The 18,156-nt window shown below is 69.3% G+C and carries 15 protein-coding genes and 1 tRNA gene; 5 read left to right on the top strand and 11 right to left on the bottom strand.

The window, feature by feature from the left end; genetic code table 11:
• Positions 1-19: 19 nt before the first annotated feature.
• The 11 genes from CP984_RS19680 to dnaA form a co-directional block, all read right to left on the bottom strand.
• Positions 20-1,420: a hypothetical protein gene (locus CP984_RS19680; protein ID WP_003978855.1), complete on the bottom strand. Its 1,401-nt coding sequence runs from the start codon at positions 1,418-1,420 to the stop codon at positions 20-22.
• Between the two features lie 273 nt (positions 1,421-1,693).
• Positions 1,694-1,828 carry a DLW-39 family protein gene (locus CP984_RS42105; RefSeq protein WP_003958712.1) on the bottom strand — a complete coding sequence of 45 codons (135 nt, stop codon included), beginning with the start codon at positions 1,826-1,828 and terminating at the stop codon, positions 1,694-1,696.
• A gap of 230 nt (positions 1,829-2,058) precedes the next feature.
• Positions 2,059-2,135, bottom strand: a tRNA-Ile gene (locus tag CP984_RS19670).
• Between the two features lie 117 nt (positions 2,136-2,252).
• Positions 2,253-2,966, bottom strand: a complete 714-nt coding sequence (locus CP984_RS19665) for a DUF3566 domain-containing protein (RefSeq protein WP_030178690.1) — start codon at positions 2,964-2,966, stop codon at positions 2,253-2,255.
• A 15-nt stretch (positions 2,967-2,981) separates the two neighbouring features.
• Complete coding sequence (gene gyrA, locus CP984_RS19660) at positions 2,982-5,606, bottom strand: DNA gyrase subunit A (RefSeq protein WP_003978857.1); 2,625 nt, start codon at positions 5,604-5,606, stop codon at positions 2,982-2,984.
• Between the two features lie 71 nt (positions 5,607-5,677).
• Positions 5,678-7,732 (bottom strand): DNA topoisomerase (ATP-hydrolyzing) subunit B, encoded by a 2,055-nt coding sequence (gyrB, locus tag CP984_RS19655; protein ID WP_030178687.1) that lies wholly within the window; start codon positions 7,730-7,732, stop codon positions 5,678-5,680.
• Positions 7,733-7,994: 262 nt separating this feature from the next.
• Positions 7,995-8,570, bottom strand: a complete 576-nt coding sequence (locus CP984_RS19650) for a DUF721 domain-containing protein (protein WP_003978859.1) — start codon at positions 8,568-8,570, stop codon at positions 7,995-7,997.
• Positions 8,571-8,589: 19 nt separating this feature from the next.
• Positions 8,590-9,726, bottom strand: coding sequence for a DNA replication/repair protein RecF (gene recF / locus CP984_RS19645; protein WP_003978860.1), 1,137 nt, complete (start codon positions 9,724-9,726; stop codon positions 8,590-8,592).
• Positions 9,727-9,781: 55 nt separating this feature from the next.
• Positions 9,782-10,663, bottom strand: a complete 882-nt coding sequence (gene gnd / locus CP984_RS19640) for a phosphogluconate dehydrogenase (NAD(+)-dependent, decarboxylating) (protein WP_003978861.1) — start codon at positions 10,661-10,663, stop codon at positions 9,782-9,784.
• Positions 10,664-11,132: 469 nt separating this feature from the next.
• Positions 11,133-12,263: a DNA polymerase III subunit beta gene (dnaN, locus tag CP984_RS19635; protein WP_003978862.1), complete on the bottom strand. Its 1,131-nt coding sequence runs from the start codon at positions 12,261-12,263 to the stop codon at positions 11,133-11,135.
• Positions 12,264-13,280: 1,017 nt separating this feature from the next.
• A complete protein-coding gene (gene dnaA / locus CP984_RS19625; protein WP_078575354.1) occupies positions 13,281-15,206 on the bottom strand; it encodes a chromosomal replication initiator protein DnaA in 1,926 nt (641 codons plus the stop codon).
• Positions 15,207-15,564: 358 nt separating this feature from the next.
• On the opposite strand from dnaA, the gene rpmH reads away from it, so the two are divergent.
• The 5 genes from rpmH to CP984_RS19600 are packed head-to-tail and all read left to right on the top strand — an operon-like array spanning position 15,565 to position 18,148.
• On the top strand, positions 15,565-15,702 hold the full coding sequence (gene rpmH, locus CP984_RS19620; protein WP_003949374.1) for a 50S ribosomal protein L34: 138 nt from the start codon (positions 15,565-15,567) through the stop codon (positions 15,700-15,702).
• Positions 15,703-15,723: 21 nt separating this feature from the next.
• Positions 15,724-16,122, top strand: coding sequence for a ribonuclease P protein component (rnpA, locus tag CP984_RS19615; RefSeq protein ID WP_030178682.1), 399 nt, complete (start codon positions 15,724-15,726; stop codon positions 16,120-16,122).
• A complete protein-coding gene (yidD, locus tag CP984_RS19610; protein WP_003978865.1) occupies positions 16,119-16,436 on the top strand; it encodes a membrane protein insertion efficiency factor YidD in 318 nt (105 codons plus the stop codon). Before rnpA ends, yidD begins: the two co-directional genes overlap by 4 nt.
• A 3-nt stretch (positions 16,437-16,439) precedes the next feature.
• A complete protein-coding gene (gene yidC, locus CP984_RS19605) occupies positions 16,440-17,627 on the top strand; it encodes a membrane protein insertase YidC (RefSeq protein WP_003978866.1) in 1,188 nt (395 codons plus the stop codon).
• 14 nt (positions 17,628-17,641) lie between these two features.
• Positions 17,642-18,148 carry a Jag family protein gene (locus CP984_RS19600; protein ID WP_003978867.1) on the top strand — a complete coding sequence of 169 codons (507 nt, stop codon included), beginning with the start codon at positions 17,642-17,644 and terminating at the stop codon, positions 18,146-18,148.
• The last annotated feature ends 8 nt before the right edge of the window (positions 18,149-18,156 follow it).

Raw genomic sequence — 18,156 nt, 5'->3', positions numbered from 1 at the left:
TCCAGCCGCCCCCTGCCCGTCAGGCGCGGCCGCCCCGCCAGCGCGCCACCACCGCCCACACTCCCAGCGCCAGCAGCAGCACCGCCCCTGTGCTGATGCCGCTGTACCCCACTACCCGCAATGTCCCGTGCTGCGCCGCTTGTTGTACCGACATGCCGTCGTCGGCCGCCGCCCGTTCCTGAGGTGCTACGGAGAAGTCGGTGGCCTTCTCCCGGTAGTGGGGTCCGGGTTGCGGGCGGCCCACAGGATCGACCCGCAGGGTGACCGGCGCTCCGTCCTTGAAGTACTTCGCGGCATCCGGGTGCAGCGAGACGGCCAGGTAGTACGAGCCCGCGAAGCGCATCGCGCTGACGGGGGCGGCGGCGTTGTAGCGGTTCCCGTAGGCCACCGGGGCCGTGAAGAGCTTGATGGCGGCCGGTTTCCCGTCGTACGGGACGAAGCGGGTGCCGCTGACCGGGCCGCGCGCCGGGTTGTAGACCCCGAGCCCCAACGCACTGGCCACAAGCCGCGAGCCGGCCACCACGCTCGGCCCCCGCATGCTCCCGCGCCCCACGCCTCCCGACACGGCCCCAACTCCCGTACCGGCACCCGCGTCCGCGCCGACCCCCGCTCCCGATCCCCCGTCGCCCCCCTCCAGCTTCCCCGCCCCCAACTCCGCGCTCACATTGAGCTGCTGACCCCAGTCCACCGGCACCCGGTAGAACCGGGTCTCCCCGGGCTTGATGCGGTCCTGCCACACGCCCTTGCCGATCGGCGCTGCGTCGTTGAAGCCGGTGCCGCCCTCGGTGTCCTTCTTCGTGCCTCCGGTGAGCGGTACGGGAGCCGTGGTGGACCAAGTGCTGGGGCCGGGCTGGGCGGGCGGGGTGCCGGTGAGGCCGGGTTCGCGCTGGTGGCGGAGTTCGACGGGCCAGCGCGCCGCGCCCTCGGCGGATGCCTTGCCGACCCGCTTGACGACGAAGTAGTAGGTGCCCGCGCGCTGGCAGTTGGTGCGGGGGCCGTCGATGCGGCGGGTGGCGTAGTCGGCGATCGGATACGCCATGCCGCGGCCGCGAAAGGCCGTACTGCCGCCGGAGGAGCAGGTGTTGCCGTCGGCGTCGCGGATGCTGACCTTCAGGCTGTCGGTGTGGTCCGCGACCTCGCTACCGGGCCGGGGCGCGGCCACCGCCGAGAGGTAGGCGCTGGACTTCGCGTCCAGGTGCACGGCGTAGAACTTCTCGTCGCCGCGGGCCAGGGAGTCGGTGTACGTCCCGGGGGCGAGCCGTGGGGCGCCGGACGGGCTCTTGGCGCCCTGTACGGGCCGGGCGCCGGCCGCTGTCCTGTAGGCGGGCGGATCGCCCCGTAAACCTGCCGCCGGTGCCGCCGCCGCGGAACCCGTCAGCACGGCGGATATGGACACCAGCGCCGGCACCAGTACGGGCATCAATCCGGGCATCAGGACCGGTGCCGGCCTTCCGGCACGCCCGCCCCTGATCGTGCGCCCCCTCACCACGAGCCACCCCTCACCACATTTGCTTATGCAAGCTACTTATGTGCTATGGCAAACCCGTCGGCACGGCCGCGCCCCGCGTGACCTGCGGCGCTCCCCGCACCGCATGCCCCCCGCCGCGCGCCGTCCCGCCCCCGGACGCACGAGACCCCGGTCACCGTCGCGCGGTGGCCGGGGTACGTACGTTGGATGACGAACTGCTGCGTCTCACACACCCGAACCTGCGGGCACGGAGTCGGTCGCCTCCGTCCACAGATCCTGCTCGGCGCGATCCGCCTGGATCTGGCGGTACACGAGGAGCCCGCCGATGGCGGCCAGTGCGACCAGGAGAAGCTTCTTCACCGCGCGACCTCGTCTTTCGTTGACGTAGGGGACCTCTGGGGGCCGATGATACACACCGGTCGATACCGTTCGGTGACCTAGGGCCGGACCGGTGCGCGGCGACCAGCCGGCCGCCCCCGGGAGGCGCCACGCCACCACCAACCGGAACGAAACGTTCCGGAGCGCTCCGAGCCGCATCCACGCCCGAACGCGAAAGAGGCCCCACCGTCTCCGGTGGGACCTCTTCGCGCTGGTGGGGCTAACAGGACTTGAACCTGTGGCCTCTTCCTTATCAGGGAAGCGCTCTAACCGTCTGAGCTATAGCCCCGCGCTGCACCGAAAGATTAGCGCACTTCAGAGGCGTTCCCAAAATCGTGTCCCCGGAGCCCGGGGGGCGCCCCCGGACGGGGCCGCGGCACGGCCCCCTCCGGGACATCCGCGGCCGTCACTCGTCCTCGGCGAGGGTCAGCTCCACGCCGCCCACGAACCCGGCCGAGATGTTGTAGATGAAGGCCCCGAGCGTGGCCAGCGCCGTGGCGAGCACGACGTCGATCACCGCGATCACCGACGTGAACAGCAGCACCCGCGGCAGCGACAGGAACGTCTGGAGGTCGAAGCCGCCGCCGTCGCCCGAACCCGTCGCCTCGCTGATCGTGCCGCCGACGGTGGTGAACACCCCCATCGCGTCCATCACCATCCACAGCACCGCTACCGCCACGATCGTGCAGATGCCGAGTGCGATGGACAGCAGGAAGCTGACCTTCATCACCGACCACGGATCGGCCCTGGCGACCCGCAGCCGTGCCTTGCGCGTACGCGGGGTCGTACGCGCGCCCGTACGCGGCACGCGCACCCCCTGCTGCGCCCCCGCGCCCTGCCCCGCACCCGAGCGGTACGCCTGGGGCGGCTGGTACGGCTGTCCACCGCCCTGGGACCCGGGCGCCTGCCCCTGTGCGGGCGGCTGCGGCTGGGACCCCGGCTTCTGCGGATACGGCTGACGCGTATCGGTCACGGTTCCCCCCTGGTAGGAGTCCTCGGACGAGGAGCCGCCGGACGTGGCGGAGCCACGGGCGCTGTCCTCCGTCACGGTCGCGGGTCCCGGCCGGGAATTCTTCTTTTTCCCCGACCCACCCGCCGCAGCGCCCGTGGCTCCACTCACGACCTACTCCTCGCGTTACTCCGCCGAAGGCTCGCCGCCCTCGGCCACCGCGGGCTCGGTACCCTCCGCCTCGTCGGCCGACTCGGGCTCGGCGCCCCCGTCGACCTCTTCGGCCTCGCGTCCGGCCTCGGCGTTACGGGCGATACCGACCACGGCATCGCGCTTGCCCAGGTTGATCAGTTGGACGCCCATGGTGTCACGGCCGGTCTCCCGGACCTCGCTGACCCGCGTACGGATCACACCACCGCTGAGCGTGATGGCCAGGATCTCGTCCGTCGCCTCGACCACCAGGGCGCCGACCAGCTCACCCCGGTCCTCCACGATCTTGGCGGCCTTGATCCCGAGGCCACCGCGGCCCTGGACGCGGTACTCGTCCACCGAGGTGCGCTTGGCGTAGCCGCCGTCGGTGGCGGTGAAGACGAACGTACCGGCCCGCACCACATTCATCGAGAGCAGTTCATCGCCCTCGCGGAAGCTCATGCCCTTGACACCCGAGGTGGCGCGTCCCATCGGACGCAGGGCTTCATCCGTGGCGGTGAACCGGATCGACTGCGCCTTCTTGCTGATGAGCAGCAGGTCGTCCTCGGCGGAGACCAGCTCGGCGCCGATCAGCTCGTCGTCCGCGCCCTCCTCCGTCTCCCGGAGGTTGATCGCGATGACACCGCCGGAGCGCGGCGAGTCGTAGTCCTTGAGCGGCGTCTTCTTCACCAGGCCGCCCTTGGTGGCGAGCACCAGGTAGGGCATGGCCTCGTAGTCGCGGATCGCCAGGATCTGCGCGATCTGCTCGTCCGGCTGGAAGGCCAGCAGGTTGGCGACGTGCTGGCCGCGCGCGTCCCGGCCGGCGTCCGGCAGCTCGTACGCCTTGGCCCGGTAGACCCGGCCCTTGTTGGTGAAGAAGAGCAGCCAGTGGTGGGTGGTGGAGACGAAGAAGTGGTCGACGATGTCGTCTTCCTTCAGCTTCGTGCCCCGTACGCCCTTGCCGCCGCGCTTCTGCGACCGGTAATCGTCGGTCTTCGTCCGCTTCACATAGCCGCCACGGGTGATCGTGACGACGATGTCCTCCTCGGCGATCAGGTCCTCGACGGACATGTCGCCCTCGAAGGGCACCAGCTTCGAGCGCCGGTCGTCGCCGAACTTCTCGACGATCGCCGCCAGCTCCTCGCTGATGATCTGCCGCTGCTTCTCCGGCGAGGCGAGGATCGCGTTGTACTCGCTGATCTTCGCCTGCAGCTCGTCGTGCTCGGCGGTGATCTTCTGGCGCTCCAGGGCGGCCAGCCGGCGCAGCTGCATCTCCAGGATCGCGTTGGCCTGGATCTCGTCGATGCTCAGCAGGCCCATCAGGCCCTCGCGCGCCACCTCGACCGTGTCGCTGCGCCGGATCAGCGCGATGACCTCGTCGATCGCGTCCAGCGCCTTGAGCAGACCACGCAGGATGTGGGCCCGCTCCTCGGCCTTGCGCAGCCGGAACTTGGTCCGCCGGACGATGACCTCGACCTGGTGGTTGACCCAGTTGCGGATGAACGCGTCCAGCGACAGGGTGCGCGGCACGCCGTCCACCAGCGCGAGCATGTTCGCGCCGAAGTTCGTCTGCAGGTCGGTGTGCTTGTACAGGTTGTTCAGCACGACCTTGGCGACGGCGTCCCGCTTGAGGACGATCACCAGCCGCTGGCCCGTACGCGAGGAGGTCTCGTCCCGTACGTCGGCGACGCCACCGATCTTGCCGTCCTTGACCAGGTCGGCGATCTTCTGCGCGAGGTTGTCCGGGTTGACCTGGTACGGCAGCTCCGTGACCACCAGGCACTGGCGGTTCTGGATCTCCTCGACCTCGACCACCGCGCGCATCGTGATCGAGCCGCGGCCGGTGCGGTACGCGTCCTCGATGCCCTTGCGGCCCACCACCAGCGCGCCGGTCGGGAAGTCCGGGCCCTTGATGCGCTCGATGAGCGCGTCCAGCAGCTCCTCGTTGGACGCCTCGGGGTTCTCCAGCGCCCACTGGGCACCGGCGGCGACCTCGCGCAGGTTGTGCGGCGGGATGTTGGTCGCCATGCCGACCGCGATACCGGCGCTGCCGTTGATCAGCAGGTTCGGGAAGCGCGCCGGCAGGACCGTCGGCTCCTGGTTGCGGCCGTCGTAGTTGTCCTGGAAATCGACGGTCTCCTCGTCGATGTCCCGCAGCATCTCCATGGAGAGCTGCTTCATCTTGCACTCGGTGTACCGCATGGCCGCGGCCGGGTCGTTGCCGGGCGAGCCGAAGTTGCCGTTGGAGTCCACCAGCGGCATCCGCATCGACCACGGCTGGGCCAGGCGGACCAGGGCGTCGTAGATGGAGGAGTCACCGTGCGGGTGGTACGTACCCATCACGTCGCCGACGACGCGGGCGCACTTGTAGAAGCCCTTCTCGGGGCGGTACCCGCCGTCGTACATCGCGTACAGGACGCGGCGGTGCACCGGCTTGAGGCCGTCCCGCACGTCCGGCAGCGCGCGCGAGACGATGACGGACATCGCGTAGTCGAGGTAGGAGCGCTGCATCTCCGTCTCGAGCCCGACGGGCTCGACACGCATGCCCACGCCTTCGATGGCGGGGGCCGCGCCCTCGGCGGTCACGCCGTCCGGGGTCACAGGGGGGTTCTCGTCGGCCATTGCTGTTCAAAATCCTTTCGAGCTGCGGCTGCTGCGGTCCCCGCCGGCGGGCGGGGGAGGGCCGACAGGGCTCAGATGTCGAGGAAGCGGACGTCCTTGGCGTTGCGCTGGATGAAGGAGCGCCGGGCCTCGACGTCCTCACCCATCAGCACCGAGAACAGGTCGTCGGCGCGCGCCGCGTCGTCCAGCGAGACCTGGCCGAGCACCCGGCTGTCGACGTCCATCGTCGTCACCCGCAGTTCCTCGGCGTTCATCTCGCCCAGACCCTTGAAGCGCTGGACCGAGTCGTCCTTGATCCGCTTGCCGTTCTGCTTGCCGAGCTCGATCAGGGCGTTGCGCTCCCGGTCGGAGTAGGCGTACTCGTGGTCGTCCCGGCCCCACTTGATCTTGTAGAGCGGCGGGCGGGACAGGTAGACGTGACCGGCCTCCACCAGCGGCCGCATGAAGCGGAAGAGGAAGGTGAGCAGCAGGGTGTTGATGTGCTGGCCGTCGACATCGGCGTCCGCCATCAGAATGATCTTGTGGTAGCGGAGCTTCTCGATGTCGAAGTCCTCGTGGACCCCGGTACCGAAGGCCGAGATCAGCGCCTGCACCTCGTTGTTGTGCAGGATCTTGTCGACCCGCGCCTTCTCCACGTTCAGGATCTTGCCGCGGATCGGCAGGATGGCCTGGTACTGCGGGTCACGGCCGGACTTGGCCGAGCCACCGGCGGAGTCACCCTCGACGATGAAGATCTCGCACTTGGTGGGGTCGTTGGACTGGCAGTCCGACAGCTTGCCGGGCAGCGACGCCGTCTCCAGCAGCCCCTTGCGACGGGTCAGGTCCCGGGCCTTGCGGGCCGCCACCCGCGCGGTCGCGGCCTGCAGACCCTTGCGGATGATGTCCGCGGCCTCGTTCGGGTTACGGTCGAGCCAGTCCGCCAGGTGCTCGTGGACCACCTTCTGCACGAAGGTCTTGGCCTCGGTGTTGCCCAGCTTCGTCTTGGTCTGGCCCTCGAACTGCGGCTCACCCAGCTTGACCGAGATGATCGCCGTCAGACCCTCGCGGATGTCCTCACCCGTGAGGTTGTCGTCCTTCTCCCGCAGCAGCTTCTTGTCCCGGGCGTAACGGTTGATCAGACCCGTCATCGCCGAGCGGAAGCCCTCTTCGTGAGTGCCGCCCTCATGGGTGTGGATCGTGTTCGCGAAGCTGTAGACACCCTCGGTGTACTGGGTGTTCCACTGCATCGCCACCTCGACCGAGAGCATCCGCTCCTTGTCCTCGGCCTCGATGTCGATCACCGTGGGGTGCACGACCTCGCCCTTGCGCGAGTTCAGGTACTTCACGAAGTCGACGATGCCGCCCTCGTAGTGGTACTTGACCGTGAGCGGCTTGCCCTCCTCGTCCACATGGGCCTCGCGCTCGTCGGTCAGCGCGATCGTCAGGCCCTTGTTGAGGAACGCCATCTCCTGGAAGCGGCGCGAGAGCGTCTCGAAGCTGTACTCAGTCGTCTCGAAGATGTCGCCGTCGGCCCAGAACGTGACCGTCGTACCGGTCTCGTCGGTGGCCTCGTTACGGGCCAGCGGCGCCGTCGGCACACCGAGCTTGTAGTCCTGCGTCCAGCGGTAACCATCCCGCTTGACCTCGACGGACACCTTCTGCGACAGCGCGTTGACGACGGAGACACCGACGCCGTGCAGACCACCGGAGACCGCGTAACCGCCGCCGCCGAACTTGCCGCCCGCGTGCAGCACCGTCAGCACGACCTCGACGGCCGGCTTCTTCTCCGACGGCACGATGTCCACGGGGATGCCGCGGCCGTTGTCGACGACGCGCACGCCGCCGTCCGGCAGGATCGTCACGTCGATGGTGTCCGCGTGCCCGGCCAGCGCCTCGTCGACGGAGTTGTCGACGACCTCGTACACGAGGTGGTGCAGACCACGCTCGCCGGTCGAGCCGATGTACATACCAGGGCGCTTACGGACCGCGTCCAGGCCCTCAAGGACGGTGATCGCGCTGGCGTCGTACGACTTCTCTTCCGGAGAGTCGCCACTGGCGCCGGCAGGAACCCCCTCTTCAGTAGAAGCCGTGTTGTTCTCGTTGAGGTCGCCGGAGTCGGCCACGAAGCGCCCTTTCTGGCACAGCACGAGCCGCCTTCCATCAGAAGCAGGGCGGCTGCGTCGTTCGACATGTTCCGCGAGTGGGCGGGATTGCTACCAGTCTACCGGTAGCGCCGACACTAGTGGGGGTTTGCGGGCGCCTGAGTCGTCATGTGCCGCCCTGAAGTGCCGTTGGCCGACTCCCCATATCTGCGACGGGCCCCCAGGACGCTCTAGAGGGCGTTCAGCGCTTCGGGCTGTCAACCTCCGGCTACGGTGAGCGGAGTCTCACCCGCCCCACCCGTACACCTCAGCCGTACGTGTCACCCGGACCCTTGCTCCCGGGCGCCCGCAGCGGCCCGTACCGCCGCGCCGGTCCGCCCGGCCCGAACACCTTGATCATCTTCACCGTGCCCTGGCCCAGATCCTGGTTCAGCCGGGCCACCAGTTGCGGCGCCAGCAGCCGCAGCTGCGTCGCCCACACCGTCGAGTCGCACTGCACGGTCAGCACGCGCGCCTCCTCGTCGTACCGCTGCGGCTCGCAGTGCTGCGCCACCTCCGGGCCGACCAGCTGCGGCCAGCGCCCCATGACGCCGCCCACCGCGGCCGGGGTCTCCCAGCCGCGCTCCGTGATGAGCCGGTTGATCGCCGCACTCAGCGGCAGCGGATCGCGCCCGTCGGCGCGCGCGCCGGACCGCAGGCCGCCGCGGCGCGCCTGCTTCTTCTGCTGCGCGGCGGCGCCCCGCGCCCGCGCCTGCTCCTTGGCGGCGACCAGCGCCTGTCGGGCCAGATCGATCCCGGACAGCTCCGGGGGCTTGGGCTGGTCGGCGCCGGGCGGCCGCTCCGAGGGCTCCTCGGAGGGACGGTCCGGATGCTCGCCGCTCATCACCGACTCCGTCGTCCGCTCACGGCGTGACCTTCTCCGCCACGCCCTCCGACACCGCGAACCGGGCCCCGGACAGCACGCCCGGCACATCGTCGTCCACCGCCGCGGTCACCAGCACCTGCTCGCCGGGCGCCACCAGCTCCGCCAGCCGCTCCCGCCGCCGGCTGTCCAGCTCCGCGAACACGTCGTCGAGCACCAGCACCGGCTCGTTGCCCTCACCGCGCAGCAGGTCGTACGAGGCCAGGCGCAGCGCGAGCGCGTACGACCAGGACTCGCCGTGGCTCGCGTACCCCTTGGCGGGCAGCTGGCCCAGCTTGAGCAGCAGGTCGTCGCGGTGCGGACCGACCAGGGTCACCCCGCGCTCGATCTCGTTCTTACGGGCCGCGCCGAGCGCCTCGATCAGCAGCCCGTACAGCTCCTCACGCGTCGAGACACCGCCCAGGCCCTCGCCCGCCGAGCCGCGGTACTCCATCGACAGCGGGCCGCCGCCCGGCGCCAGTTGCTCATACGACTTGTCGGCCAGCGGCTGGAGCGTGGCGATCAGATCCAGTCGCTGGGCGAGCAGCTCCGCGCCGACCCGCGCCAGATGCTGATCCCATACGTCCAAGGTCGACAGATCCATCTGACGGCCGCCGTGCCGACGTGCCAGCGCCGCACTCTTCAAAAGCGTGTTGCGCTGCTTGAGCACCCGGTCGTAGTCCGAGCGCACGCCCGCCATCCGCGGCGACCGGGCGGTGATCAGCTCGTCCAGGAAGCGGCGGCGCTCCCCCGGATCGCCCTTGACCAGCGCCAGGTCCTCCGGCGCGAACAGCACCGTCCGCACGATCCCCAGCACGTCACGCGGTCTGACCTGCGACGATCTATTGATACGGGCCCGGTTGGCCTTGCCGGGGTTCAGCTCCAGCTCCACCAGCTGCTGCCGCTCGCCCTGGACGACCGCGGCCCGCACGATGGCCCGCTCGGCGCCCATCCGCACCAGCGGGGCGTCCGAGGAGACCCGGTGGCTGCCGAGGGTGGCCAGATAGCCCACCGCCTCGACGAGGTTGGTCTTCCCCTGCCCGTTGGGGCCCACGAACGCGGTGACGCCCGGGTCGAGCGGGACCTCGACCCGGGCGTACGAGCGGAAGTCGGCCAGCGAGAGATGCGATACATGCATGTGGCGCGCCGACCTCCCCCGGCTACCGGACTTCTCTACCGGACTGTTTGCTTGCTTACTTCTTCACGTTTTCGACCGCGTGGCCGCCGAACTGGTTCCGCAGCGCCGCGATCATCTTCATCTGCGGCGAGTCCTCCTGGCGCGAGGCGAAGCGCGCGAAGAGCGACGCCGTGATCGCGGGCAGCGGTACGGCGTTGTCGATCGCGGCCTCGACGGTCCAGCGGCCCTCGCCGGAGTCGGCGGCGTAGCCCCGCAGCTTCTCCAGGTGCTCGTCGTCGTCCAGCGCGTTGACCGCCAGGTCCAGCAGCCAGGAACGGATGACCGTGCCCTGCTGCCAGGAACGGAAGACCTCGCGCACGTCGGTGACCGAGTCGACCGCCTCCAGCAGCTCCCAGCCCTCGGCATAGGCCTGCATCATGGCGTACTCGATGCCGTTGTGGACCATCTTCGCGAAGTGGCCGGCGCCGACCTTCCCGGCGTGCACCGAGCCGTACTCGCCCTCCGGCTTGAGCGCGTCGAAGATCGGCTGCACCTTGGCGACGTCCTCCGAGGAGCCGCCGTACATCAGCGCGTAGCCGTTCTCCAGGCCCCAGACGCCGCCCGAGACGCCGCAGTCGACGAAGCCGATGCCCTTGGCGCGCAGCTCCTCGGCGTGCTTCTCGTCGTCGGTCCAGCGGGAGTTGCCGCCGTCGACCACCACGTCGCCGGGGGACAGCAGCTCGCCCAGCTCGTCGATGGTGGACTGGGTGGCGGCGCCGGCGGGCACCATGACCCACACCACACGCGGCCCCTTGAGACCGTCCACCAGCTCCTTGAGGCTGTGGACGTCAGCCAGGTCCGGATTGCGGTCGTATCCGATGACGGTGTGGCCTGCGCGGCGGATGCGCTCGCGCATGTTGCCGCCCATCTTGCCGAGACCGACGAGACCGAGCTCCATCAGTACCCCTTACGTTGCGTTACGGCACATCCCCGACCTACCCGTCGAGTTTACGCGCGAAGCCACGACGCGGCGGCGCGGCCCCCACAGCTGTGGACAACCGGCGGCGGGTGACCCGCACCGGGCCCGGGACGTGCGGGTTTTCGTTGCTGACCGCGTTCTCCCCGGTTTACGGGGCGACGCGGGAGCCGGCTGCCGACGGCGTCTGATCGCGGCAGAACCGCCTCAGGCGTGCCTGCACGGCCCTGGCTGATGTGCCTGGACCTGACAGACGCACCAGCCGCTCCGTCGCGCCCCGTAACCACTCGTACCGGCCTGCTCGCCCGTACGAGTGCCCACGCACCGGCCCGGTACCTACGGCAAACAGCTCCGCCCCCGACACGAGCCGACGGCGCGCGCCAGGGGCGGGTGGCTTCCGGCAGGCTGCCGGCGGCGGAAACCGCGGGCAGCCGTCCACAGCCTGTGGGGATCAGCCGGACAGGCGCACCGGCATGATCAGGTACTTGTACGCGTCGTCCGCCTCGGCGTCCTTGGCCGGGCGGCCGCTCAGGAGCGCCGGCTTCGTGGAGGTCGTGAAGGACAGCTGGGCCACCGGGGAGTCGATCGCCGACAGGCCCTCCAGGAGGAAGCCCGGGTTGAAGGCGATGGAGATGTCGTCGCCCTCCAGGTCCGCGTCCACCCGCTCCACAGCCTGTGCGTCGTCGCTGGAGCCGGCCTCCAGGACCAGCACACCCTGCTCGAAGCTCAGGCGCACCGGGGTGTTCCGCTCGGCGACCAGCGCCACACGCTTGACGGCCTCGACGAACGGGGCGGTCTCGATCACGGCGACCGAGTTGAACTCGGTGGGGAAGAGCGTGCGGTACTTGGGGAGGTCGCCCTCCAGCAGCCGCGTGGTCGTACGGCGGCCCGCCCCCTCGAAACCGATCAGGCCCTCACCGGCGCCCGAGCCGGACAGCGCCAGGGTGACGCTGTCGCCGCTGCTGAGGGACTTGGCGGTGTCCAGCAGCGTCTTGGCAGGCACCAGCGCCACCGCGGAGGCGTCCGGGCTCTCCGGCTTCCACAGGAACTCGCGCACGGCGAAGCGGTAGCGGTCGGTGGAGGCCAGGGTGACGGTGTCGCCCTCGATCTCGATGCGCACACCGGTGAGCACCGGGAGGGTGTCGTCACGGCCGGCGGCGATGGCGACCTGGGCGGCGGCAGCGGCGAAGACCTCACCGGGCACGGTGCCGGTGGCGGTCGGCATCTGCGGCAGGGCCGGGTACTCCTCCACAGGAAGCGTGTGGAGGGTGAAGCGCGAGGAGCCGCAGACGACGGTGACCCGTACACCGTCGGTGGAAATCTCCACCGGGCGGTTGGGGAGGGCGCGGCAGATGTCGGCCAGCAGGCGGCCGGAGACCAGGACGGTCCCCTCTTCCTCCGTCTCCGCTTCCACGGACACGCGCGCGGAGACCTCGTAGTCGAAGCCGGAGAGGCTCAGGCTGCCCTCCTCCGCCTTCAGCAGCAGGCCCGCGAGGACGGGCACCGGCGGACGGGCCGGGAGGCTCTTGGCCGCCCAGGCCACTGCCTCCGCGAGTACATCGCGCTCCACCCGGATCTTCACCGGAAACCGCCTCCTGCTGTTGCTGGCTTACGCCCTGCTGGCCTTCTTCGTCGGCTGGGTCGCCGGAGACCAGTCTGACGTACGTCACCGACAGCCGTTGCTGCTCGGGGTCAAGTCGGGTCGAGACGCGTCGGACGACCGATCCCCAAGTTGTGCACAGCACCCGATTCGAAACGAGTTCACCGGTAGCTATCTGTGGTCGTAGTAGTAGGGCCTGTGGAAACCGTGGACAACTGAATCTGTGCAGGTCAACGCGGTTTCTTTGTCCACCGGCCCTGTGGGCGGCAGCCGTGGACAACCGGCCTCATCTGTGGACCGGCGTCCTTCATGCACACCCGATGCACAGGGGACCCCTACTTCTCCCCAGCCCTGTCCCCAGCTTTACCCAGGTTCCCCACAGCCCAATCCGGCACCTTGGTGTGATGCCTTTCACTCGCCCCGGTGAGCCCGGGTGTCACCTTGCCGAACAGTGGACAGGGGTGTGGAGAACTTGGGGACAAGGGCGGCGCGCCTGTGGGCGGCCCGTGGACAACGCGACCCGCCCGCTGTGGAGCGATCTTCTGTCCACACCCTGTGGATGAGTGTTAGCCACAAATCCACACGGCCCTGACCTGGGCAGATACTTCCGCGACCAGCCCGCCTGTGGACTTCACAGGGATAACTTCGCAGTCCCCAGCGTGTGGACGGAAGATTCTTGGCCAATCTGTGGAGCACAGCCGTGACCTGACACGGAATCGAACAGAGGCGGGGCCTTCCACAGGGTTGGGATGGTGGTGAGCGGGGGCGCGGCGTGGTCGGAGCAGCCGCGTGGGCGCGGTTTTGGGGGGCTTCGGGGCGGTCGTACGGCGGCTGTGGGCGGCCTCTGTGCTCCTCCTACGGCGAGAACCCCTCCGTACGGCGTTGGCTCCCCGCACCCACAGGTGAGCGGCCCGCCGTATGAACGACGAAAGGGCGCCCCGGGAGTGCGTACGTCCCGGGGCGCCCTCGAAGCTCCGGCAGCCCCTTGTCGGGGCCGCGTCAGCCGTTCTTGATGCGGTTGGTCAGCTCCGTCACCTGGTTGTAGATGGAGCGCCGTTCGGCCATCAGGGCCCGGATCTTGCGGTCGGCGTGCATCACCGTCGTGTGGTCGCGTCCGCCGAACTGCGCGCCGATCTTCGGCAGCGACAGGTCCGTCAGCTCACGGCACAGGTACATCGCGATCTGCCGGGCCGTCACCAGGACGCGGCTGCGCGAGGATCCGCACAGATCGTCCACGGTCAGCCCGAAGTAGTCGGCGGTCGCGGCCATGATGGCGGTCGCGGTGATCTCGGGCGCCGCGTCCTCGCCCCCGGGGATCAGGTCCTTCAGGACGATCTCCGTCAGGCCCAGGTCCACCGGCTGGCGGTTGAGGGAGGCGAAGGCGGTGACGCGGATCAGCGCCCCCTCCAGCTCGCGGATGTTGCGCGAGATCCGCGAGGCGATGAACTCCAGTACCTCAGGCGGCGCGTTGAGCTGCTCCTGCACGGCCTTCTTGCGCAGAATCGCGATCCGGGTCTCCAGCTCGGGCGGCTGGACGTCGGTGATCAGGCCCCACTCGAAGCGGTTGCGCAGCCGGTCCTCCAGGGTCACCAGCTGCTTGGGCGGCCGGTCCGAGGACAGCACGATCTGCTTGTTCGCGTTGTGCAGCGTGTTGAACGTGTGGAAGAACTCCTCCTGCGTCGACTCCTTGCTGGCCAGGAACTGGATGTCGTCGACGAGCAGGATGTCCATGTCGCGGTAGCGCTTGCGGAACGCGTCCGCCTTGCCGTCGCGGATGGAGTTGATGAACTCGTTGGTGAACTCCTCCGAGCTGACGTACCGCACCCGGGTGCCCGGGTAGAGGCTGCGCGCGTAGTGCCCGATCGCGTGCAGCAGGTGCGTCTTGCCGAGGCCGGACTCGCCGTAGATGAACAGCGGGTTGTACGCCTTGGCCGGCGCCTCGGCCACGGCCACGGCGGCGGCGTGCGCGAAGCGGTTCGAAGCGCCGATGACGAAGGTGTCGAAGAGGTACTTCGGGTTCAGACGCGCGGTCGGCTCGCCGGGGCCGGTCGCGGGCGCGGGCTGCGCGGCGAGCGGGCCGGGGGCGCCGCTGGGCGCCGTCATCCCGCCCGGTCCGGGGTTCTGGATGTGCGCCGGCGGCTGGTGCTCGGCCAGGTCACGACGCTGCGGCGGCTGCTGGTCGTACGGGGAGTGGCTCTCGGGGTGCTGGTGCTGCGGCGCGCCGCCGTGCTCGGGCGCCGACGAACGGTAGTCACCCTGTGACCGCTGGGAGTGCTGCTGCTGTACGTGTGAGGGGGGCGGCGTGGCGTAAGGGTCGCGCTCGGGGAAGCCACCGAGGCGCTGCTGCTGCCACCCGTAGTCCTCACGAGGGCCGGGGCCGCCCTGGCCGTCCATCCCGGAGTGCTGCTGCGGCCAGGCGCCGGGATCGTGCCGGGGCTGCTGGTGCTGCTGCTGGTATTCCGGATACGCGGGACGTACGTGCGGCAGGTCGTCGTCCTGGTGCCCGTAACCCTGGCGGTTGTCGTAGCCGTCGCTCTGCCGGCTGTCGTAGCCGCCGTACGCGTCGTGCTGCTGCTGAGGCTGGTGGCGCTGCTGCTGTCCGGGGGACGACGGCGGGGCCGAGGGCATCGGCTGCTGGGGCTGCGGTTCCTCGGCGGAGTCGTCGACGGTGATCGCGATCCGGATCGGGCGGCCGCACTGGTGGCTCAGCGCCTCACCGATGAGCGGCGCGAGCCGGCCCTCCAGCACGCCCTTGGCGAACTCGTTGGGCACCGCCAGCAGGGCCGTGTCGGCCACCAGCGCCAACGGCTGGGTCCGCTTCAGCCAGTCCTGGTCCTTCGGCTTGAGGCTGTCGCTCTCCGCCCGCAGCAGATGATCAAGTACACGTGGCCACACTGCGGCAAGATCGGCAGGTACGTCAGCCACAGAGCACGCTCTCTCACAGGTCCCACGAATGTGTGATTCTCAGGACGGGCGGGAAGGAATCGGAGTTGACCCACGGTAGTCAGGGCGACCGTGGTGATTCAAGTTGTTGTCCACAGGCTGTGCACAGTGTGTCCCGACCGAGGGCCGGTTTGACCGGATGACGCCGCCGCGCGTACCGTAACCAGGTCGAGTTGTCGATGGCTGCTGCCGCCTGCCTCCGATGGGCAAAGATCGCGCTCTAGTGATCGAAGTAGCGGTGCACTCGGGCGTTGCGAGCTACTCGTGGGCGCACGGTGACAGCCAGTCGACGCCCCACACCTGTCTCCCCGGAGACACCAAGCATCTCTGGAGCCCCCGAGTGAGCAAGCGCACCTTCCAGCCGAACAACCGCCGTCGCGCGAAGACCCACGGCTTCCGCCTGCGTATGCGCACCCGTGCCGGCCGCGCGATTCTCGCGTCCCGCCGTGGCAAGGGTCGCGCCCGCCTGTCGGCCTGAGCCCTGAGCTAGGTCCATGACGTGCTGCCTACCGAGCATCGGCTGAGGCGGCGCGAGGACTTTGCGACCGCGGTACGCCGGGGACGCAGGGCCGGGCGCCCGCTCCTCGTCGTCCACCTACGCAGCGGTGCAACGGACCCGCACGCAGCGGGGGAGAGCCCTCCCCCGGCGCGTGCGGGTTTCGTCGTGAGCAAGGCCGTCGGCGGTGCCGTCGTCCGCAACCAGGTCAAGCGCCGGCTGCGCCACCTGGTGCGCGACCGGCTGGACCGGCTGCCCGCCGGTAGCCTGGTTGTCGTACGGGCGCTGCCCGGTGCGGGTGATGCGGGTCACGACCAGCTGGCCCGCGACCTGGACACCGCGCTGCAGCGGCTGCTGGGTGGAGATCCCCCAACCGAAGGTCAGGGGAGGTTGCCGCGATGAAGTACCCGCTGCTGCTGTTGATCAAGCTGTATCAGTGGACCATCAGCCCCTTGCTGGGTCCGGTCTGCCGGTACTACCCGTCGTGCTCCCACTATGGCTATACGGCCATCGACCGGCACGGCGCCGTGAAAGGGACCGCGCTGACGGCTTGGCGCATCCTGCGTTGCAACCCGTGGTCGCCAGGTGGCGTCGACCACGTACCACCCCGGAAGCGTCCGGTCTGGCATCGGCGGCTGAGAAGCCGCCTGGGCGGGTCCACCGTCCCTGAGCCTGCCGCACAGCCTGAGACTCAGCCCACCGCCCAAGGAGCCTGATTCGTGGACACGATCCTCAGTCCTCTCTATTACGCAGTTTCCTGGATCATCGTCCAGTTCCACTCGTTCTACAGCCTCATCTTCGACGAGAACAGTGGCGCGGCGTGGGGTCTGTCCATCGTCTCGCTGGTGGTGCTGATCCGTATCTGCCTGATCCCGCTCTTCGTGAAGCAGATCAAGTCGACGCGGAACATGCAGGCGCTCCAGCCGAAGATGAAGGCGATCCAGGAGCGCTACAAGAGCGACAAGCAGCGTCAGTCCGAAGAGATGATGAAGCTGTACAAGGAGACGGGCACCAACCCGCTCTCCAGCTGCTTGCCGATCCTGGCGCAGTCGCCCTTCTTCATCTCGCTGTACCAGGTCCTCAGCCACATCGCGAACAACCAGACGGTCGGCGTCATCAACCAGTCGCTGCTGGAGAGCGCGCAGAAGGCGCACATCTTCGGCGCCCCGCTGGCCGCGAAGTTCCTGGACACGCCGGAGAAGATCCAGTCGCTGGGCGCCTCGGTCACCGATGTGCGCGTGGTCACCGTCATCATGATCGTGCTGATGTCGGCCTCGCAGTTCTACACGCAGCGCCAGCTGATGACCAAGAACGTCGACCTGACGGTCAAGACGCCGTTCATGCAGCAGCAGAAGATGCTGATGTACGTCTTCCCGGTCATGTTCGCCGTCTTCGGCATCGGCTTCCCCGGCTTCCCCGTCGGTGTCCTCCTGTACTGGCTGACCACCAACGTGTGGACCATGGGCCAGCAGATGTTCGTCATCCGCCGCAACCCGACCCCGGGCAGCAAGGCGTTCCAGGAGCGTCAGGAGCGGCTGCGGGCCAAGGGCAAGCTCAAGGAGGACCCGGCCGAGGTCGAGGCCAGGAAGGCCGCCGAGGAGGCGCGCCAGAACCGGCAGCAGCCCAAGCGGCAGAGCAAGTCCCGGCGCCAGACCCAGCCCACCACCGGCAAGCAGACCGGTGGCAGGCCGGCGGGCGGCGGCCAGCAGCCCCGGCGCACCCGCGCGGGGGCCGGCTCCAGCGCTTCCGGTGCCTCCGACGCGGACGCTTCGCAGAAGCAGTCCCTGGAGAAGAACGCACCGCAGGACAGCAAGCCGAAGGGCGGTTCCTCCGCCTCCGGCTCCCGTAACGCCAAGTCCGGACAGCGCAAGGGCCAGCAGCGGCCCAAGCACCCGTCCAAGAAGTAAGAAGGAGTCCTTCCGTGACGGACACGACCCCGGCCGCCGAGGGCACCGACACCCTGACCCGCCTGGAGCAGGAGGGTGAGATCGCGGCCGATTACCTCGAGGGCCTGCTGGACATCGCCGACCTCGACGGCGACATCGACATGGACGTCGAGGCCGACCGCGCCGCCGTGTCGATCATCAGCGACTCGACCAGCCGCGACCTGCAGAAGCTGGTCGGCCGGGACGGTGAGGTGCTGGAGGCGCTGCAGGAGCTGACCCGCCTCGCGGTGCACCGCGAGACCGGTGACCGCAGCCGCCTGATGCTGGACATCGCAGGCTTCCGGGCCCGCAAGCGCGAGGAGCTCGCGGAGCTGGGCGCGAAGGCGGCGGAGGAGGCCAAGGGCACCGGCGAGCCGGTCAAGCTGAAGCCGATGACGCCCTTCGAGCGCAAGGTCGTGCACGACGCCGTCGCGGCGGCCGGGCTGCGCAGCGAGTCCGAGGGCGAGGAGCCCCAGCGCTGTGTGGTGGTTCTCCCGGCCTGACGGCCCGA

The sequence above is a fragment of the Streptomyces rimosus genome, from assembly GCF_008704655.1.
Lineage (GTDB): Bacteria > Actinomycetota > Actinomycetes > Streptomycetales > Streptomycetaceae > Streptomyces > Streptomyces rimosus.
The sequence above is the reverse complement of the archived record's forward strand: the minus strand, read 5'-3'. Positions and strand labels throughout refer to the sequence as shown.